Origin of the sequence: Desulfosediminicola sp. (assembly GCF_048381775.1) — a bacterium.
Taxonomy (GTDB): domain Bacteria; phylum Desulfobacterota; class Desulfobulbia; order Desulfobulbales; family Desulfocapsaceae; genus Desulfopila; species Desulfopila ganghwensis.
Genome location: NZ_JBLXGE010000001.1, coordinates 487,672 through 506,510 on the forward strand (window position 1 = coordinate 487,672; position 18,839 = coordinate 506,510).

Consider the following 18,839-nt stretch of genomic DNA (forward strand, 5'->3'; position numbering starts at 1 on the left):
AATCAGAGACAGTTAATAGCTCTGGGGTGCACTCCTGCTGCAGTCTTGACCTTCCTTCAATTAACTGAAATTGAAAGATCTGAAGGTCGGTATCTGCACCTGAATAATCCAATGAGGGGAGGGGATAGAACCTCAAGTGCGGTCGTGCGTTCGGCAAAGGCCTCTGATGAACTGGCCAAGGGTGCAATTCCATAAGCATAGCAGGGGAAATAGCTAAACTGTGGGAGGCAGATGCTCAGGCAACGAGCTGATAGACCATGCTGCAAAAATCTGTTTGGATAAGGTTGGATGACAGCTCCGGCAGTTTTTCATGGGAGCCTGTTATCAGAAACCCTTCCGGTTTTAATGTGCGCAGGATCCGGTCCAGGGCTTCTGCCTGTATGTGCGGAGAATGATAGGTGAGCAGGTTGTTGCGAAGCAGGATGAGATCAAACCTTTTGTCGGGCGGTGCTGTGAAGAAATCGTGCTGTTTCCAGATGATGCGATTTTTGAACAACGGTTTAATTACATATTCATTTCGCTTGTTCGAAGGTGAAAAGTATGTCGAGAATATACCTGCATCCACTTCCCGGAGGCTGCTTTTTTGATATATCCCTTTCCGGCCCCGTTCTAAACAGGTGTTGTTGGCATCGGTCGCCAGGATTTTAATTGAACCTGAATCGGCAAAATGGAGATGGTGCAGGATGCACAGGCTATAGACCTCTTCACCGCAACTGCAGCCTGCGGACCAGATGTCAAGCGTATCCGTTCGTTGGAGCAGGGATGGAAAAACCATATCTTTGAGACTGGCCCAAAGTTGTCTATCCCTGAAAAACCTGGATATGGTTATACGCAGAAATGAAAGCAGTTCCTCTTCTTCAGCCGCATTGCCTGCAAGCTTATCCAGGTACTCATCAACAGATCTGCAGTCGAGTGACTCCATGTGTAAACTGATTCGTTTCTTAGGCCCTTTGCGGACTTTTCTATAACCTTTCCAGGGCCTGTTGTAGCGATCCAGTATCAGGTTGAATTCGGTGTCGTTGAGCATCACCTTGAGCAAACGTCCCGCGAGACGTTATTTCACCACCAGCACCGGGCAGTGGGCGATATGCAGAACTTTGTGGGTGACGCTACCTATCAATAATCCCTCGATATTGGATAGTCCGCGTGAGCCCATGATTATAAGTTCGCACTGCTCACATTCGGCAATCTGGGGAATCATCGATCCTGCCGGTTCTTCCATGAATCGTTCCTCGAAAGGTACTTTGCTTTCGGTGAGTTTCTTCACGAATGGCGCTACCGTCTCATTGGTCTCGTCCATTATCGCGGAGATAATATGATCTCTGTAAGGGTGACCCAGAATTTTCGGAAATTTCCTGTGGCAGTAAATAAGAAGGATCCTGGCGTCGAGCAGGCGAGCATATTCAATTGCTTTATCAAGTACTTTATCCGAATAATCAGAGCCGTCTATTGCAGCTGCTATTTTTCTCTGGTCCATGCGATTCCCTCCTTTTGGCCTTACTGCACTTTGCGGGGATAATGACGATCCGGTTATACCCAAGAGGTAACTTTATTATAACCCCATGGGGAGCTGAACGGGCCAATAAAAAGTTGATCACGAGTCGGGATCCGGTAATTAAATTGTAATTTTATCATGAATAGCGAGCGCTACAATATGCTTCAGGCGCTGCCATTATCTTTATGGTTAAAGTATTACAATACAGACCGGGTGATTCAGGCGTTGAAGCAGCAGGCTCTCCGACGAAAAAGGATGGGAGACTCGGTTGTGTTGCACCAGTGAGGCTGAGGAGATAGGGGATTTTTGGCGTAGTAACATCAGGCGCATGTGCCGTTAAGTATATGAGTTTAACGTATACCGCCCATGCACCTGCCACGTAGGCCTGACTCCTTGCTGGTTCCTGTTGATTTCGTGACAGGAACCAGCTATTTCAAACGAACCCTACTGGGCAATGGTTGGTGTCGGGTCATTTTGACTGTCCGGCAGGTTTGCCTCATCTGCCTGGTGTACAGTCAATTGCGGGAAAGGGATCTCCCAGTCGTTTTCTGTACAGCAGTCGACACAATATTTCTGGATGGCTCGTTCGAGCCGTTTGCAGATATCTGCAACTTTGCCATCGAAGTCCGCCAGCACGATCAGATCAAGCGAGGAAGCGTTGGCCTGGAGAAACTCCACCTGAAGATTCAGACAATTCCCGGCGTAGCCGTCCTTTTCAAGCCTTTCCTGCAGATATTGATTGAATACAGCAGGAATTGTAGAGGTCACCTTATCCTGCAGTCCGTAACTGACGCCAAAAGGCACGCGCAGTCTGAAATTGCGGGAGAGATTGGCGGGACAGGCCTCGAGGAAAATTTCTGTCGGGTAGGTCAACCTGCGTCCGCCTCGTTCAACCACTTCGACCTGTTCATGGGAAAGACTCACGACTCTTGCGCGTGAACCTCCGTTAACCACAACCCAGTCTCCTTTACGGCAGGGAAACCAGGGTTCTTCCGGATGATAGGGACGGGAAACGAGACCGATGATTGTTTCAATAGGAACCCGGAGTTCCATATCCAGGGCTGGATTTTCCAGTTTGCAGAAAACATTGATGGAGGCAACCCGCCAGGGAACGCCGTGCAGAATGAGGCGTTCCTTTTCGCGAACAGAACCGATATTCAGCATCAGGCGGGCCTGCTGCCACATGCGGGGCAGGCCCTGGCGAATCGTCCAGGCAAGGCCAAGGAAAAAGATGATCGCCATGGAGAGCAGAAACCAGTCCTCGGCCAGGTAGAGAACAAAAAAGAGCCCCATTACTGCCAGGATGACGGACATTACCTGAAAGATGATATAGAGCATCCTGAACTGGTACGGCTGGCCATCACGTTTTTTGACCTTGAAATTCAGTCTGACAATGAGGCGGTATAACAAACGACAACCAAGCAGAATAGCGAAAAAGGTGGTGATGGCAACAATAAGGTACAGCCCTCTGGCCCGGAAAAAATCTCGTACAGATTTACTCGACGCTTCAACCAGGGAGACCTCCTGGGCACGGAGATTGGCGAGTTCGGCAATAGAGAGATCGAGTTTGTTTTGTAACCTGCTATGCACATTCTGCCACTCAGGCAGCAATGCACTCACCTCCCGTTGAACCCTCTTGTCGGTTGAAGTTTTCAAGGTCTCATCAAGGTGTAATACAGCGTCTTCCGCCTTTTGAGTCAGCAGTTCCAATTCCGAAATCTTTTCCTTGAGGTTGGACTTCTGCCTGGCCTTGACGGTAAATCGCTTCATTTCCTTGATGGCCGGCTCCACAAGACTCGCCAGTTCATCTTTCCAGCTGAAGCTCTGGGGCTTCTTTTGAATGAACAGTTCAAGCTCAACGCCGGTGGCAATTCGTTCGAAATCGTTGGCTGTTTCAGATAGCTGCTTGTCGAGCTGGGCGATTTCAGCTTCCAGGGATTTTTTTTCTGCCTCGGAAGTGCTCTCCTGCAGTTTCTTTTTAGAAAGTTGAATCTGCTCGTTAAGATTTTTTTGCAGATCAAGCAGGGAGGCAAGCATGTTAGATGGTCCGTTCTCAACTTTCGGGACATTTTCCGCTTCGGCTGTTGGCTGAACTGCTTCGGCGAAAAGAGTATGCGGAACAAGGAAAAGAGTGAACAACAGTATGGAAGTAAAGAGAAACTTTTGCATAGCAACCTAAATATTTATCGTTATGATGGATAAAAGACAGCAGTACCAGGTTTCAAACCATTGCATTCTACTCAACCTGACGGTTAAATCGATCTCAAAATTTAAGATATTGAGGTGATATTCTCCCATGATAGCCTGCAGAAATTGCATGAACCGGGGTTGGTGTGATATGCAGGATTGGCTAAAGAGTCTTGTTGGCAATACATTCTTTCTGATCAACTCAACTTCCAATTTTTTGTGGGAATTTAAAAATGATGAGCCCGTGCCTGAATCAATAAAAAAATGTGGGCTGAAAGTACACCTGAGGCATCCATGAACATGAAGAACGAAGTATTCGACAAAACGTACACCGAGTATCTGACTCAGCTTGAGAATGTTGATTTTGCTGCTGTGGCTGCCACACTGAATCTGAGGAGTTCAGGTGAAGAGTTGCAGGTTAACCTGCTGGGCGATGAGTATCGGGCGTCGAAAGCCGGGATTGTCGATACTGAAGGTCGGCGGGCCAGGTTTGAGGTGTGTATTGCGATCTTTAAATACCTGCTGATGTGTCCCGCTGAAATACCGGAAGAGGGTGGCTGGACGGCCTACCATTCGTTTAGGGATGCACAGCCTCTCCTGCACTATTTCGCCAGGGAAACAACCGGCCCGATAGAGCGTTGCTTTGCTGGAAGGCTACAGGAACTGCGGCAGGCGTGCCTGGCGATAGACGGGGGTGTCAGCACAGAAGCTGGAGCTTTCGATCTCTCCATCCAGTTTCAGTTGCTGTCGCGAATACCACTGTTTTTACGTTTCAACGATGCCGATGACGAGTTTCCTGCCCAATGTTCAATCCTGTTCCGGGAGTCAGTTGAACACTATATCGATATGGAATCTCTTGGGATTCTGGGAGCCCTGTTTGCCAGGGAGTTGGTCAAATCAGGAAGCGTATAACATGCCTCCAGGATTCGTATAATACATCCCACCTTAAAAGTATTTGCCGAGGGCCTGTTTAACAGTGCATATCCAGGCATCTTTTATGGCTTATCCACCACAACGTATACCACCTCGTTCCCTTGGTAATACGGCCGATAATAGACGCCATTGCAATTGTGATAGGTCACAGTGTTGGCCACGACTCTGGTGCAGCTTCCTGGCAGGGTCGCTACCCTGGTCCCGACCAAGGCGGCCCCTACGGCAACAGCACCGACTGCGGGACGGCGGTCAACGTCGATATCCACATTACGATGGCGGCCGTAACGATCCACATCCACATCGACATTGCGGGCGCGACCGCGGCCATCAACATCCACATCGACTCTGGTTCGCCCTCTGACCGGACGCGCGGTCCTGTGTGCGCGCCGATGCACTGCCGGACGAGCGGCGTAGGCGACATCGAGGAAAGAGAGTTCCTGGATCGGTTTGAAGGGAAGTTCAACCAGCATTGGTCCACACAGGCAAAAGGACGCTGCGATGGCAATGGTTGTCATATGCTTGATCATTGGGCACCTCCAGTATTGGCTCCGGGGCGGCGGCGTAGCTGGATAAAGCCGATCTCTTCAGCCTCTGGGGGCGGCGAAAAGGAGAAGTGGGAGTCATCCACCTCGGCCGAGGTATTCCAGTCAGAAAGCACCGCAGTATACTGGGGCGCGCCGGCTACCCACTTCGAGGTGATCAGATACTTTCTCGGCAGCGGTTTTTCTCCTTTTTCCACCCAGAGCTGCCAGTCCACCTCACTGCCCCGAAAAGCCAGATGGTGCACCTCCACCCCATCAACAACGCTAGAGCCGACCACCATTCCGGACTGTACATCTTCCAGGAGTTCCAGGTGGGCGTCATGATAGACAAGGTCAGAGCCGGGTATTGAGAGCCCGACTTCCTCCTGGGCCAGCTCGAGTGCGGTGTTTATATCGACGGTTTTCGACAGCTTCATGGAAGCGTAGTAGTTTATTGTCTTGCCATATAAGGTCATCGCTTGGCCGTCGAAATAAAACTCCTGGTCGAAATCGTCTCCTTGCCGGTAGACCCGGAACTGGTTTGGCCGCTTGATCGTTACCTCCGCCCGGGCGCTCATTTGGATCTGCTGCCCCGACTGCAGCACGGTATCGATGGTATTGTCGGAATGGAAAGTGAATTGCTGAAGCGAATTAAGGTAATCGCTCATCTGGTGCAGTATTTCCAACGCTTCGGGCTGGATGGCCGGCGACTGAGCGCTGTTTTGAGAGCTATTCGCTACACCCAGGGCAAGAAGTGGCGCCAATATTCCCAAGAGAATCTGTCTGATCATGGTGTAATTCCCTCCAGGCAAGGTTGGTGTGACCGCAGTCATCGAACTCGCTCAAAACTTCTTTGTTTGTAGACGAATGATTAGAGATATCATCGGAAATTTGAAATTGGAGTAAGGCCTCTATTGGTGGGCAATATTTCGCCTTGCGCAATTTACGCTGATCCATCATCTTGTCGAACCTCCATCCCCCTTGCATGGAGATCGGGCACTACCGGATAAAGTCATCTGCACATGGCTGCTGGATGTTCACAGATATGATTGAGTGCTCCACCTGGGATCCGGGGTTACGGAACAACCATGATCGGGCAGTAAATGGTATTGAGCACCTTGTGGGTGACGCTTCCCAAAAACAGCCCGGCAATGTCGGAGTGGCCATGGGAACCCATGATGATCAGATCATACTGCTTCGATTTTGAGCGGTTCGCAAGCACGTGACCTGGTTCACCGTCGACGCATTCCAGGGAATATTCAATGCCCTGATTCTTGAATAATTCTTCCGTTCTTTGCAACAGGGCTTCAGCTTCTCTTCTGGCGTTGGCTCTGATTTCCATAATCAGTTTTTCCGGAATCTCTGCGACGCTGGCGTTCCATTCTTCATAACAGTGGATGATGCTGACGTGGGCGGAATAGCGTTTGGCTAGGTCAAGGGCAAACTTCGCAGCATTTTGGGAATGGACGGAATCGTCGAAGGGAAGGAGAATTTTTTCGATTTTCATGCCGAGTCCTCCTCTAGCGAGAATGAGAGTGCGCATCTTGCGAAACCGAAGCAAGCGCCCGGCCCGGTGTCGCAGGGATGGCGGCTGCAAATTCCACAACGGTTTCCACCGTTGGGCAATTCATAAAGAGCCTGCTATCGGGGATAGTGCCGAATTTCCGACAAACCCCTTACAAATAGTATATCATTTTCCGGGTCGACACTAAAATGGGGTTAGGGGATTAGGAGCTAGGAGGCTGGGATATTGAGAAGTAATTTATCTAGATCTCAGCGGGATGAATTTGTCATAAGGTTGGAGGGCAGGGCCGGCTGGTCTCTGGTGGCTCAGGTGCCAGCCGTAGAAAAACCTCCCGCCCGGCTCGAAAAAGAGCGGACAGGAGGCTGCGGGGGCCAGCTACCTATGAATCAGACGCTGGCAAGCTAACTGCCAAGTATTCGATCTAAAATTTCCAGCTCACATTCATGGAGAGAAAATATAGATCGTTATCTTTGAATTCGCCTATGAGCAGATTGTTTTCAATCTCTGCCTCCCCGTAATAGGCATAGGTAAAGGCGCCCCCGACGTTGATATTCTCGCTCCAGGCATAGTTGAACCCGCAAGCCAGGCGAATTTGTTCATCAAACGGCATGTCGACGGTTCTGTCCTTGGGATCATCAATGGGGTTGGTGTCGTAGGCGGCGCCAAATCGTAAGATCCAATCTTCGCCCATGGTGTACTGGAAGCCTGCGCCGAAATACCAGGTATCATCAAAATTCCGTGGCAGGCGCTGATCCCCTCTGGCGGTTGAGATGATAACATTTTCAAAAGCACTCCAGTTCTCCCAGCCGATGGTGCCAAGAAAAGCCCAGTCTTCATTTATCTCATGAAAGAGGCCGAGTTTAATAAATTGTGGGAAGGTGATGGTGGCATCTATTCCGGCGGAGAGCGAAATCGGATCCAAGGTGACGTCGCCCCCAAAAGAGGGCTCTATCTCATAGGCATAGGATAAACCAATACGGGTTCTATCGGTAAACTCATACAGGGCATTGAGGTTGAAGGTGAACTCGGTATCATCGCCATCAATGTTCACCGAGCCGTCTTCCTGACCTTGTATTGGCACCGCAACTGTTTCGTCCAGGCTGCCGTACATCATGGCAACACCGCCACCGATGGAGAGTTTTTTGTTGACCCTGTAGGCGATTGACGGGTTTAAGCTGATTGTGAAAATTGTCACCTCCTCAAGCAGGTAGCGACCGGTCCAGTCGTCTTGAAAATCCAAAATGGCTGCGGAGATGGATATTACATTCAGACCAAGCTTCAGGTCATCGCTCAGGCTGTGCACATAAAAGCCGCCGAGAATAGGCCCCGGGCCACCCGCCTGGCCGCCGTCATTGCCAGGCACCGGGGTGTTGGGATCCGGATCAAATCGAATATCGGTGTAGACAAGACCGCCGGAAAGCATGAGTTGGTTGCCTTCAAGACGAGTCATGCCTGCGGCGTTATGAAATGAGGTGGAGGCGTCGTCGGCAAGGGCTTGCGCCCCTGCGCCGGCAGTGGCCATGGTCGGTGTACCAAATTCGTTGAGGTACAAGCCTGCCGCTCCGGCCAAAGATGCCAAAACTAACTGTATGGCTAACTGTATGGCAATAGCCCCACAAAAATAACAGCTGATCACGAACGTTGTTGATTTCTGCATACTCTTCTCCTGTTTTTCTCTAGCACGGGTAGAATTGTAGAGCCGAAATATAGATTGTAATCGGTGTTCTTACCACGAAACCTTGCTCGACGGTATTGCCGGATATGTATGGCGCAATACCGCACTGAGTTTACATTCTGAATGTAGATCGAATGGCCGCGGTTATGGCGTGCTTGGCGGCCAGTGTGTTTCTGCGTGTAACTAAAAAACTTCTGGGTAATGAACGATGGACGAAGCGATAAAAAATCAAGAATATGCCTAATTCTTTCACAAAATCAGATTGGAAGAAAGTGATTTTTTCCAATCTCAAAAGCGGGTATGAAACCGCTGACAGCTCTTGTCAGGCCAGCGTGTTTGAGTCCATCCCTGGCAATGGGCCTAGCCGAAACATGAACCATGAATCATGATGAATTTCTTAATTATCTCTAATGGCTCTTCAACATTTGCAGTCGTTCAGCTTCTATGAATTATCTTAGGAGACTGAGATGTTGCATAGCGTTTTGGCTCAGTATTTTGGCTAGGCATGCGATGGCATTATTGAATCTGATTCCCCCTCCCTCCTTGCTCCTCACGGCTTACTTCGTGAAGTTTAGCTTTGGTATTTAGAAGAAGATTATTGAAACTGTTGAGCCTCCAGTCTGCCCTCACCTACTTTAAGTAAGATTGGCTCTAAGTGACTAACGTCGAATGGTTTTGCCTGGAGATAACTGAAACGGGGGCTACCTGTTTTCTGAGTATGCATTGGATACCAGGAACGGCAGCAATAACGCGCGGTGGTGGTAAAGAACCACCTTTTACAATAGTTTTTGACCAGAGGAGCGATGGGGGAGGTGTTGGTTGGCATGATTCTGTGAGTGGCTCCGGCGAGGAGAGCTATGCCTGTGATGCACTCCAGCAGGGCCCCCTGGCCGGTTTACAGATTTACTGGTAGCCATACGGCAGTTTACGGAATCACTCATCGTTTCATGGATATTCTCTATGAAACGATGAGTGATCGCAACAGCTTAGTTGCCAGCTGATTCCACACCAAGTACCACATCTTTGGCATCTCCATATATTTGGAGCCAGGTTTCAACCATTTTTTTAGATTCTGGTCGAATATTTTCAACATCTTCGTATGGCATGCCCCGGGCAGGTTTCCAGTCAGGGAACTTGTCCTTCATTCGCAGGTGCTGGACGCGCATGCGCACGAATGACGTACCTGCCCAGACGCCACCAGTCCTGAGCGGGTTTTCCTCGCGCGGATCCCAATACAGATTATAAATTCCGGCCAGGGCAGGATTGGTCCCCGGGCCCGGCCAGTGAATTTTCAACTGCTGCTTCACCGTCGCCCGTAATTGATCCATCTCGTAGAGATGGATGTAGTCTCTGCGGCCATGGGTGTCTCCCTTCAGCAGCAGAGGGGTCTGGTCGATACCATCCACGATCCTGTCTCGTGGGATGCCGTCGGTGTTACCTGCGATGCGGGCAAAAGTGGTGTACAGATCCCCAACGAAGATCATGTCACCGATCATCGAACCAGGCTCAATGACACCCGGCCACCTGGCAAAAGCGCCGACACGGTGGCCCCCCTCCAGCGAACTGCCCTTATGACCGCGAAAAATCCATTCAGAATAGCCGGACGTGCCGAGCTCCTGATACATCACACCATTGTCGCCCATCACGATGACCAGGGTATTGTTATCGACACCGAGATTCTCCAATTCAGCGATGAGCTCGCCAACGTAACCATCGACAACCGCCATGGCGTTTACCCAGCGGCCGCCATTGGGGGTCTGGTTCTCATCATCGGTGGAACGAAGAACGGCGACGGGAATTTGTGGCCAGTAATTCAGGAAGAACGGTTTGTCTCCCTGGGCCAGTGTTCGCAGTGAATCGAGCGCTTGCTCCTGGAGCCGATCGTTGACACGCTTGTAGAATTCCATGTCAGGCCGTTGACCGGGCTCGATCCCCCATTCACGCAGTTTTCCACCTTTTTGGCCCTCGACCTGGGTCACCCAGTCGTATAAACGAAAGGTCTTGTCGAGTCCATATTCAGGGTCGATAGCCTCGGGCGTGAAGGCCGTGGTTTTTCCATCAAGTTCAGCGTCACGTGTGGTGAAACTGTATGAGACCTGATTGTGCATCGGGAACGAGGCGTAATCGAAACCCTGATTGATTGGATAGGCTTCCTTGATATCCCCCAGATGCCATTTGCCGATATGATGTGTGGCGTAGCCTGCCGCAGACAGCAGCTCAGCTATTGTGATCTCCTTACCGTTGAGGCCAACTCCCTCCGGTGGTGTGACCTTGGTGACTTCCATACCGGTTCGGACAGCGAGTCGGCCGGTCATGAATGCTGCTCTGGTCGGAGTGCAAATGTTTTCCGCGTACATCCGCGTAAAGGTAACACCCTCGCTGGCAAGTTTGTCGATGCTGGGTGTTCTGCCTCCGCGGACCTTGGTCAATGCCGGAATTCCGTACTCACCAAAGCCCATGTCATCAAGCAGAATGTATATGATATTAGGCCGTTTGCCACCGTTTGCGCTGCGGATTTCAGCGAGCATGTCGTCGATTTCCTTATCCTCCGCCGCCCATTGATCCTGGTACTGGTGGAGAAGAACATAATGCTCAGAATCATGCTGGATGGGTGCTGCCTGTTCTGCCGGGGAGGGAGCCGGCAGGAGCAGCCAAACCAGTAAAGCGGGTAACAGCAACGTTCTGGATCTCATTATAAATCTCCTTGTGTTGTCGTCCACCTGCCCAGCCTGACCAGGGGTGCCAGTATTCGTAATGAACCGATGGCAGGCACCATAAGTTCCACAGATACCCATGCATTTGGGACAGGTTTTATTGCATCCAGCTGAATAATGCCGACGGGGCTGCGGGGATAATCATAAAACGGACATCCCATTCAGCCCCGACCACATCGTCGGGTGTAATGACCGAATAGTGTGCTTCAAGCGCGAATCGAACCGGTATCTTGCCGAATTGGATTGTTTTGTTGACGCCAAAGCCGACAGGGACTGTCCACTCGTTCCCGCTGCTCTGCTCCCAGTTGGCGATGATATTCGGCCCGGCACCGAGTGATGTTGTATCGTCCAGCGCGTAGTAGACGAAATACTGCAGGTTGGTCAGATTGACATCATTACGGTCATCATCATCAAAACTCCAGTATTGCTGCAACAGCCCTCCGATTTTCCATTTGGGGCCAAGATAGGCGTAAAGAGCAGAGGGCCCCGCAGACCAACGGCCTGTGCCGAGCACATCCTCCGTTGCTGTTGGCAGCCCAAGATCGAAGCCGAGTCCCCAGACAGAGGTGCCGCCGGTTTCATGCTTTATCCCTGCTTTCGGGGAAAGGAGCCCCACGTAATACATGTCTCCAAAACCTGTGGTGCGACCATCAAAGGCCTGAACCGGAAGCAAGGGGCCGTTGCTGTCGGGGGGGAGGATCGGGCCCTGGCCCTCACCATAGTCGCTACCTGCCCCGGCGGCGTCGATTTTATCCTGATCCAATGGCATGCTCGGGACTGTAAAAACAACCCTGTTGATGATGTTCCATTCTCTTCCGATTCCTTTGGGAAACTGCAGGATACCGGTATAGCCACTTTTTACTTCGTCTATACCGGTGGCTGGGTCTTCCATGAAATAGACGTCGAACTGGTTGATGAACATGGCCACATTGCCAAGCGGGTTGTCCATGAGCTTGGACATCTGGCCGGTCGTAGGTTCACAGCCGGCCCCGAGAATCTCTCCCAGATCAGCGTTAATGTCGGAACGGAGGCGCCGACATTCTTCGGTCAGGTTGGGATCATCCATACTTGTGGCAGTACTTTCCGCGTAGCTGGTGTGAGTGATTAAGATTGACAATATCAGAAGCGATGATGTTCCTAACCAATTCAAGACTTCCCATTTTGTCATGCCCCCCCTCCTTTGATGCAGGCGTAATTACCTGGTAATGTTTACTTTTATCTGAGTGCTTCCTTTGGTGATGACTTTGGCCCGGAGTGGCTTCAAGTAGGAAAAGCTGCCAAATAACCGGTTAATGCGACTCCATGCTCTTTATTATCAAGTTGCAGCGTTTCATTTGCTATCCGATTTCTGCCAGAAAGTGGCGGGGAATGGACTCGGGGGACCCCGGTGTTCGTCGAACTGGAGCGGTAGCTCAAGCTGTTTATCTCCATGAATGTGCGCTATAGGAAAACACCATGCCGATCCTTTAGCTTGTCATCCTGCTGGCAGGTTTAAAAGATGAGGGTGATTGACAGTTAGGCTGGGTTGTGGGTAAATGATACGAACAGCATTCTACCTTTCCCTTACAACCACTGATGATAGCTATGGAAACCTTAGGTTTTGCCGGAACACCGCTTTCACAATTTCCAGTATTGCAAAAAGCTGGTGTAGAAGGTACCAGGCGTTTTTTAACTGATGTGTTTGAGCAGAAAGTAGTCATCGAACCGGGGAAAGGGGAGCGGCCATTCATAGCGCACAGCTACGCACGAAAGCTGTCGAAAATGACGATCATTTCAAATTGCTTTACCAAAGAGATTGCAACTGGCGGTCCGGAGGGGGCATTAGGGAAGCTGGCTTTTCAATTCTGCATAAGGGGGAGCCTGTTCTGTACCATTAATGGCACCAGAGTCTCAAGAGCTGACCATAGCAGGGTAAGCGTATTGTCCCCCAATCAAAAAGTGGAGTATTATTCCGGAGACGATACTCTGTCCGTGGTCTGTTTTCTGGATGAAAGTAAGCTGAGGGATTTTCTTTTCGATTGGAGTGGAGAAAAATTTACAGAAAAGATTCTTTTCAAGCCTGAGCTCAACCTGCAGTCACCGAAAGTCAGCTCATTTGTTGCTATTTTCTCTAATTTTATCAACGAATTGAACAGAAAAAACGGCATGCTTGATTCACCGGTTGCCCAGGAGAGTTTCCAGCAGGCACTCTATTCTTTTATTTTACTGGAATTGCCTTCCAGCATTTCGAAAATAATGGAGAAGCAGACAAGGTTTGCAAGCTTGCAAGAGGTGCGGAAAGTTGAAGAGTTTCTGGAGGCAAACGCCGGGAACCCATTGGATATGAAAACTGTCGCCTTGGCAACCGGGCACAGTCTTCGTTCAATATACAGGTCTTTCCAGAGGGAAAGGGGATATACCCCTTCGGAGTTTCTAAGGAAGGTACGCTTGGAGAATGTCCGACGGCGTCTGTTGTGTCCAGCTCCGGATGATTCGGTTACACGGATTGCTTATGAATTTGGATTTGCCCATCTTGGTCGCTTTGCCGGGCTTTATAAAAAAGCGTACGGTGAGTCGCCCGGTGACACCATCAAGGCATCAATGAGGCACAGAAGATAAGATTTGCACGTTAGCTGAATATCCAATCTATTACATACACTTGATCGTCGTCGATCAACGGGAAAAAATGCCTGCTTTAGAATCGTCGCCGGCCCCGTCATGTCGAGCATTTCTCATTCGAATTATTCCTCACTCATCAAGCCATAACATTGATACAGCAGGTGCAGTAAAGCCGTGGCTGTGATGTGTCAATTCGGTTTGAACACTATCTCAAGATGGAGTCTCTTGGGATTATTACTGCTCTGTTTGTGAAAACAGGATTAACAGATTGTAATTTAGGGACTTTACATGGTTTCAGCACCGCCGGCCAAATTTGACAACCTGCCGCCAGCTATTACTTTTTAACTATGATCGGAGGCTAATCTTCCGATTGAAGGGAAAAGTTTTTTCCACGGAGGTTTGTTATGGGACAGTTACATGTTGGAAATGTTGATATAGAGATAGATGTGGAAGGATTTCTCTGCCACGCCGAGGATTGGAACGAGGAAGTTGCCGAGGCCCTGGCGGCACAGGAAGGAATAGACCATTTGGGGAGAGAGCAACGAGACATCATCATGTTTATGAGGGCGTATCACCGGAAATTCGATAACTTTCCGATTATGAGATATGTGTGCAAAAATGTTCATGCTTCCACGGCGGACTGTGTAACGGAGCAGTTCTGCAATCCGATGGTTGCCTGGAAAATAGCCGGATTGCCGAAACCGCCAAACGTTTTTTTCAACAGTTTCGACGGCAAGAAATATTTCCCAAACCCATTTTACTGATGGGGTTGGGCGAATTGCAATTTCTGCTCAACTCAATCCGGAAAAGCGGGTAAAGCTGGACTGCGCACAGAGGAGTTTTTCCGACAGGCCCTTTGGGCAGATCTCAGGTCGATTACGGTTGACTGCGAAAGGTAGACGGCCTGTATTTCTGTTCATTCCACATCGAGGCCGAACTCATCTTGAGAGTACGGTCTCGATGTTTGCCTTGAGGAGATCTGATATCCGGCTCGGCAGCTTATGGCACAACCAATACCGGGCAGTAAATGGTGTTGAGCACTTTATGGGTGACACTTCCCAGGAATAACCCGGCGATGTCGGAATGGCCATGAGAGCCCATGATAATGAGATCATACTTCTTGGATTTTGATCGGCTTGACAGTACGTGGCCGGGTTCACCGCTGATTGTTTCCAGAGAGTAGCCAACACCTTGGTCTTTAAAAAGCTCCTCGGCTTTTTGCAACATTTTGTCCGCCTCTCTTTTCCTGTTTGCCTTGATTTCCAGGATCAGGTTTTCAGGAATTTCCGTTAAATTTGCATCCCACTCGTCATAGCAGTGAAGAATGTTGATGTGCGCTTTGTAAAACTTAGCCAAATCAAGTGCATACCTTGCGGCATTTACTGAATGGGTGGAGCCGTCAAACGGCAGGAGAATGTTTTCAATTTTCATGGCAATCCCTCCATGGTCGAGAATGGCTGCCTGGCCGATACATTGATTACATGTCGATGGCGATGCAACGGAGATGGCGGCAGCAGTATTATTAACGGCAGATCTCACCGCTGAACTGTTTTGAATTGCATTCTCTCAAAGCCCCTGCGTATCTCTGACGGTCTTCGTACTAATAGTATATCACTTAGGCCAGATACATTGAAACAGTTGAAGGGGCTGACACCCTAAATGAAGTTTCGCCGTAAAATCATCGGTTGCTAGCTGAAAACAAAACACTCCATAATCCTTTTGAATGAGTGCTGGTTGGTGAATGGCAGGGCTGGTTATTGACCCAGGCCTTGAAAGGAAGCTAGGGTGTTTTGAAAGCGGGTGTAAATTTGAGGGATAACTTTGTCGTGGAAAACCTCATTCAAGGCAATAAATTTCACCAGCTGGGTTGAGTGGTCCCGGCTGGTGAATTCATCGACAAGGTAACCTTTCTTTGACCAGTGGCACATTTCGCGCAAATTAGCAGTTTTGTCTGCACAGCTCAGGTTCAGCGCGTCGATCGGAGCCCGTTTGATCCGTTCCAGATAATTGCTGTTGCGTATTTCCCAGGCGGGTTTAAGGCGGTCTGGGGCTGTTGCGTTCGGCCGTGAAACCCACTCAACCAGCTCTGCTACGTAGGTGTTGTCGATTTCATCGGCAAGTTGTTCGGTAGTATAACCACAGTCCTCGATGACGTCATGGAGGTAACCAGCAGCGACAACTTCATGGCTGCAGCCGGCATCGGCGAGCAGCCAGGCTACTTCGGCTGGATGGACGAAATAACAGGGGCGATCCTGCCCTGGCGGGGCCTTGCGAAAATGAGGGCCTTGTGGCCGGTTTCTGTGGGCGTATTCCGCCAGCCGGATAGCGTTCAATACAAGGTCAATTTTTGTGTCTGCGGGCATCATGTAGTCCAATGGCTTTGTCCGTTCAGGTTATATGTTGCAGGTCAAAGTGAATTTTTCTCCAAGGGGAAATACTATCTAAATCAGCTGGATTTGTTTCAAGGCCAGAGAGTTATGGAGACGGTAAGCTCATTCAGTGATGAGTTTGGCGGGTCACCTCTTCAGCCACAAACCACCTCGCTGCAGACAGCGATGGTTATCTTCCCAGAGGAAGTGCCGGCGGGACCTCCTCTGAGAAGATAGTACACTTGTAATAATATATCTGTTTGGCGGTGCTGAATAGGCCTGTCAGTGAGTTCTACAGCATTTCGCCGCTCATGCTGCGAATGCGTATAAATGAAGGAAACCTCGGTTTGCCGGATTTATAGAAGCCCGTATGCTTAAAGGTGACCAGCGCGCCAACTGGTGGGGGGATGCTTCTTTGTTGATCGGAGAAACCGGTGCCGATTTTAAACCGTATATTTCTATTCTGGTACAGCTCGACCACAAGTGAGCCCATTCGCCCTTCATGTTTCCCCTTGCCGGGAACGTAGCCGATTACCACTCCCTCTGTATCAGTGAAATTCTTGACCTTGAGTATATCGACCGATCGTCCCTGCCGGTATTTTGAGCCCTTGCGGATCAGTACAATACCTTCGCCGCCTCCTGCCTCGATCTCTTTGAGCAGTGATTGTAGATGCTCTTCTCCATGCACAGGGGATTGTTGTATAACGAAGGCATATCGGGAAGGGTGTTTGGCAAACCATTCACGGGCCCTGTTGATACGCTTTTCGATGGGCTGTGTGGAGTCTTTTGCATCGAAGATTCCAAATTTCAAGCTGTTCCAGCCTTTATCCTCGCCGGAGGTGGCGACTATACCTGCGGTACTCTCGAAAGTCTGTCTTCCGCCCCATATCTCACCGGATAGCGGAAAAGGTGGAAAGTTCTCAGTAAAATATGCAGGCACGTCTATTGGGTTACCCTGCTTAGTCAACATCCTGCTGCCGTTCCATTCCCCCCGGATTCCATCCAGCTTTTCACTCCAGAGCCACTGTTCATCCAATACCTGTCCCTGGTAGGTTTTGGCTAACATCAGTGTATTGTCTGGCTGGGCCGCATAAAGGTGCTGACTGAAGGCAAGCACCAGGAGAAGGGAAATGAGTGCAGAATGGAGTCGCCTGCTCACTGGTCTGAAGTCGGTGTAGGTCATGAGGTGCTCCCCCTTTCTAAAAAGGGATCGGAATTATGAGAGAACAATGGCACGTTTTGCGGGTAAATCAGTTCGGGTTGGCCACGGGACAAGCGTTTCTACCTTTCAATGAACGCCATGGGTAATCAGTTGTCCTGAAAGTAGATGAAGTATACCTGTAGAGACGGACGATTCTCTTAAATATCTATATTCAATAGTATTAATTCGTGTATTTCGTCCAGGGGTCGGTGTTTTGTGATCCGCCTATAGAAGACTTTGGGTATTCAACCAGAATGATTCTGTTGTTCGACGCTTATGAAAAACTGCCGGGATTGAGAACCTGAGTTGAACTTTTATAGCCGACCCCACATCGAAAAATACGGGGTTTGCTCGCTCACCTTGAGTCCGATTTTCTCAGCGGCCTTTGCCGCAAGTCAGTTTACTGTGATTTACAGTAAACCCTTTGATATGGATGCTTTATGTTATCTTTCAAAGTGTTACATGTTGCCGGTCAGGCAATTTGCTGTCTTGTACCGCTGTCTTGTGCTTTTTCAGATCCGAAATAGATTGCCAGTGAAGTGCAAAACAGCTAGAGTCACGCCCTCAGATGTCGTGCAGGATCTTTCATTTATCGGCTAAAAGAGCCGTGTCAATGCAGTTTCGGTTTGTTTCCGTACGTTTATCCTCTTAAGACTTTGTTATTATAAATTATTTGCAGCCGCTGCCGTTGTGTCGTTATGACTGTGCAGTTCGGTTCAGCCTGATTGCGCCAGCAATTTCATCTGGTGTGTGAGTTGAAAAAATGAAGAAATTACTGCTGGTTCTATGCTGTTTGTTTTTCGGCAATGTTGCTCTAGCCAGTGAGGAGCTTTCGGAAATAGACGATGTGCAGGAGCGATTCGTTTATGATCGCCTGTTCCCGATCTGGGGACAGGAAGCATACGATCGTGGGCATGAATTACCGAAACCTTATGGTTTGACGGTTAATTACATGACAATGGATCAACCGCTGGAGGTTACCGGGGTCAATGTTACCGGTTTAAATTTCTGCGGGCCTTTTAACTGCCCTGATCTCGATCTCAGTGATTCTATATCCAAGGCTCGTCAGGATTCAGAGACGCTTACCCTGAGAGGTGACATGTGGGTGCTCCCTTTTCTCAATGTTTATGCAGTACTGGGACATACCAGGGGAAGCAGTGTTGCACCTATAACAGTGAACAACACCCATGTTGCAGACTTCAACCTGAAATTTAAGGGAATGACCTATGGGGCTGGCACCACCATCGCGGGTGGTATCGGGAACTGGTTTGCCCTGGTGGATGCAAATTACACCTATACGGATCTGGACATTCTTGATGGAAAGATACTCACCTTTGTGGCTGCTCCGCGTGTTGGTTACCGGTTCAAGGTCAACAATCATGATGTTCAATTGTGGGGTGGCATGATGTACCAGGATGTGCAACAGAGTTTCAGCGGTAATATCAGGGATGTAGGCATAAACCTTGATGGCAGTTTCGAGGTGGAGCAACGCCTCACCAATAAGTGGAATACTATCACCGGTGGCCAGGTAGGAGTGACGGATAACATAGATCTCCTCATTGAAGCCGGCTTCGGTGATCGCCGTAGCCTGATGCTTGGACTTGGTTATCGGTTCTGATCG

Annotated in this window: 17 protein-coding genes; 5 read left to right on the forward strand and 12 right to left on the reverse strand. The window is 49.6% G+C overall.

The window, feature by feature from the left end; all coding sequences use genetic code 11:
* Positions 1-235: 235 nt before the first annotated feature.
* From ACN5NT_RS02115 to ACN5NT_RS02125, 3 genes are all read right to left on the reverse strand, one after another.
* Positions 236-1,030 (reverse strand): CheR family methyltransferase, encoded by a 795-nt coding sequence (locus tag ACN5NT_RS02115; RefSeq protein ID WP_419174454.1) that lies wholly within the window; start codon positions 1,028-1,030, stop codon positions 236-238.
* Between the two features lie 24 nt (positions 1,031-1,054).
* The gene (locus tag ACN5NT_RS02120; protein ID WP_419174314.1) at positions 1,055-1,477 is read right to left on the reverse strand and encodes a universal stress protein; all 423 of its coding nucleotides are present in this window, start codon (positions 1,475-1,477) and stop codon (positions 1,055-1,057) included.
* 462 nt (positions 1,478-1,939) lie between these two features.
* On the reverse strand, positions 1,940-3,664 hold the full coding sequence (locus ACN5NT_RS02125; protein WP_136797516.1) for a hypothetical protein: 1,725 nt from the start codon (positions 3,662-3,664) through the stop codon (positions 1,940-1,942).
* Between the two features lie 312 nt (positions 3,665-3,976).
* Between ACN5NT_RS02125 and ACN5NT_RS02130 the strand changes: the two genes are divergently transcribed.
* Entirely contained in the window at positions 3,977-4,594 is a 618-nt protein-coding gene (locus tag ACN5NT_RS02130; protein ID WP_167495769.1) for a DUF3786 domain-containing protein, read from the forward strand.
* A gap of 83 nt (positions 4,595-4,677) precedes the next feature.
* On the opposite strand, the gene ACN5NT_RS02135 is transcribed toward ACN5NT_RS02130, so the two are convergent.
* The 4 genes from ACN5NT_RS02135 to ACN5NT_RS02150 all read right to left on the reverse strand — a co-directional run bounded on the left by ACN5NT_RS02135 (position 4,678) and on the right by ACN5NT_RS02150 (position 8,318).
* Entirely contained in the window at positions 4,678-5,142 is a 465-nt protein-coding gene (locus ACN5NT_RS02135) for a hypothetical protein (RefSeq protein ID WP_217907662.1), read from the reverse strand.
* Positions 5,139-5,927, reverse strand: coding sequence for a DUF2092 domain-containing protein (locus ACN5NT_RS02140; protein WP_167495768.1), 789 nt, complete (start codon positions 5,925-5,927; stop codon positions 5,139-5,141). The genes ACN5NT_RS02135 and ACN5NT_RS02140 overlap by 4 nt, the downstream gene beginning before the upstream one ends.
* 284 nt (positions 5,928-6,211) lie before the next feature.
* Positions 6,212-6,643 (reverse strand): universal stress protein, encoded by a 432-nt coding sequence (locus ACN5NT_RS02145; RefSeq protein ID WP_419174315.1) that lies wholly within the window; start codon positions 6,641-6,643, stop codon positions 6,212-6,214.
* Between the two features lie 439 nt (positions 6,644-7,082).
* Positions 7,083-8,318, reverse strand: coding sequence for an OmpP1/FadL family transporter (locus ACN5NT_RS02150; protein WP_136797508.1), 1,236 nt, complete (start codon positions 8,316-8,318; stop codon positions 7,083-7,085).
* A 736-nt stretch (positions 8,319-9,054) separates the two neighbouring features.
* On the opposite strand from ACN5NT_RS02150, the gene ACN5NT_RS02155 reads away from it, so the two are divergent.
* A complete protein-coding gene (locus tag ACN5NT_RS02155; RefSeq protein ID WP_136797506.1) occupies positions 9,055-9,249 on the forward strand; it encodes a hypothetical protein in 195 nt (64 codons plus the stop codon).
* A gap of 73 nt (positions 9,250-9,322) precedes the next feature.
* Here the strand turns inward: ACN5NT_RS02155 and ACN5NT_RS02160 are convergent, their stop codons facing one another.
* Entirely contained in the window at positions 9,323-11,029 is a 1,707-nt protein-coding gene (locus tag ACN5NT_RS02160; RefSeq protein WP_167495766.1) for a sulfatase-like hydrolase/transferase, read from the reverse strand.
* Between the two features lie 118 nt (positions 11,030-11,147).
* Complete coding sequence (locus ACN5NT_RS02165; protein WP_136797503.1) at positions 11,148-12,218, reverse strand: transporter; 1,071 nt, start codon at positions 12,216-12,218, stop codon at positions 11,148-11,150.
* A gap of 416 nt (positions 12,219-12,634) precedes the next feature.
* Between ACN5NT_RS02165 and ACN5NT_RS02170 the strand changes: the two genes are divergently transcribed.
* Both ACN5NT_RS02170 and ACN5NT_RS02175 read left to right on the forward strand, forming a co-directional pair.
* Positions 12,635-13,648 carry a helix-turn-helix domain-containing protein gene (locus tag ACN5NT_RS02170; RefSeq protein ID WP_419174316.1) on the forward strand — a complete coding sequence of 338 codons (1,014 nt, stop codon included), beginning with the start codon at positions 12,635-12,637 and terminating at the stop codon, positions 13,646-13,648.
* 404 nt (positions 13,649-14,052) lie between these two features.
* Entirely contained in the window at positions 14,053-14,412 is a 360-nt protein-coding gene (locus ACN5NT_RS02175) for a TusE/DsrC/DsvC family sulfur relay protein (protein ID WP_419174317.1), read from the forward strand.
* A gap of 235 nt (positions 14,413-14,647) precedes the next feature.
* Here ACN5NT_RS02175 and ACN5NT_RS02180 read toward each other — a convergent pair whose 3' ends face one another.
* The 3 genes from ACN5NT_RS02180 to ACN5NT_RS02190 all read right to left on the reverse strand — a co-directional run bounded on the left by ACN5NT_RS02180 (position 14,648) and on the right by ACN5NT_RS02190 (position 17,200).
* Complete coding sequence (locus ACN5NT_RS02180) at positions 14,648-15,079, reverse strand: universal stress protein (RefSeq protein WP_419174318.1); 432 nt, start codon at positions 15,077-15,079, stop codon at positions 14,648-14,650.
* 323 nt (positions 15,080-15,402) lie between these two features.
* Positions 15,403-16,014 carry an HD domain-containing protein gene (locus tag ACN5NT_RS02185; protein WP_419174319.1) on the reverse strand — a complete coding sequence of 204 codons (612 nt, stop codon included), beginning with the start codon at positions 16,012-16,014 and terminating at the stop codon, positions 15,403-15,405.
* A gap of 295 nt (positions 16,015-16,309) precedes the next feature.
* On the reverse strand, positions 16,310-17,200 hold the full coding sequence (locus ACN5NT_RS02190; RefSeq protein ID WP_419174320.1) for a DNA ligase: 891 nt from the start codon (positions 17,198-17,200) through the stop codon (positions 16,310-16,312).
* 781 nt (positions 17,201-17,981) lie between these two features.
* Between ACN5NT_RS02190 and ACN5NT_RS02195 the strand changes: the two genes are divergently transcribed.
* Positions 17,982-18,836: a virulence protein gene (locus ACN5NT_RS02195; RefSeq protein WP_419174321.1), complete on the forward strand. Its 855-nt coding sequence runs from the start codon at positions 17,982-17,984 to the stop codon at positions 18,834-18,836.
* Positions 18,837-18,839 lie beyond the last annotated feature (3 nt).

Coding starts and splice junctions, on each gene's coding strand:
- ACN5NT_RS02180 (WP_419174318.1), bottom strand. CDS start 15,079: ATGAAAATTGAAAACATTCTCCTGCCGTTTGACGGCTCCACCCATTCA.
- ACN5NT_RS02145 (WP_419174315.1), bottom strand. CDS start 6,643: ATGAAAATCGAAAAAATTCTCCTTCCCTTCGACGATTCCGTCCATTCC.
- ACN5NT_RS02160 (WP_167495766.1), bottom strand. CDS start 11,029: ATGAGATCCAGAACGTTGCTGTTACCCGCTTTACTGGTTTGGCTGCTC.
- ACN5NT_RS02170 (WP_419174316.1), top strand. CDS start 12,635: ATGGAAACCTTAGGTTTTGCCGGAACACCGCTTTCACAATTTCCAGTA.
- ACN5NT_RS02195 (WP_419174321.1), top strand. CDS start 17,982: ATGAAGAAATTACTGCTGGTTCTATGCTGTTTGTTTTTCGGCAATGTT.
- ACN5NT_RS02185 (WP_419174319.1), bottom strand. CDS start 16,014: ATGATGCCCGCAGACACAAAAATTGACCTTGTATTGAACGCTATCCGG.
- ACN5NT_RS02120 (WP_419174314.1), bottom strand. CDS start 1,477: ATGGACCAGAGAAAAATAGCAGCTGCAATAGACGGCTCTGATTATTCG.
- ACN5NT_RS02135 (WP_217907662.1), bottom strand. CDS start 5,142: ATGATCAAGCATATGACAACCATTGCCATCGCAGCGTCCTTTTGCCTG.
- ACN5NT_RS02190 (WP_419174320.1), bottom strand. CDS start 17,200: ATGACCTACACCGACTTCAGACCAGTGAGCAGGCGACTCCATTCTGCA.
- ACN5NT_RS02175 (WP_419174317.1), top strand. CDS start 14,053: ATGGGACAGTTACATGTTGGAAATGTTGATATAGAGATAGATGTGGAA.
- ACN5NT_RS02150 (WP_136797508.1), bottom strand. CDS start 8,318: ATGCAGAAATCAACAACGTTCGTGATCAGCTGTTATTTTTGTGGGGCT.
- ACN5NT_RS02165 (WP_136797503.1), bottom strand. CDS start 12,218: ATGACAAAATGGGAAGTCTTGAATTGGTTAGGAACATCATCGCTTCTG.
- ACN5NT_RS02125 (WP_136797516.1), bottom strand. CDS start 3,664: ATGCAAAAGTTTCTCTTTACTTCCATACTGTTGTTCACTCTTTTCCTT.
- ACN5NT_RS02140 (WP_167495768.1), bottom strand. CDS start 5,927: ATGATCAGACAGATTCTCTTGGGAATATTGGCGCCACTTCTTGCCCTG.
- ACN5NT_RS02130 (WP_167495769.1), top strand. CDS start 3,977: ATGAACATGAAGAACGAAGTATTCGACAAAACGTACACCGAGTATCTG.
- ACN5NT_RS02155 (WP_136797506.1), top strand. CDS start 9,055: ATGCATTGGATACCAGGAACGGCAGCAATAACGCGCGGTGGTGGTAAA.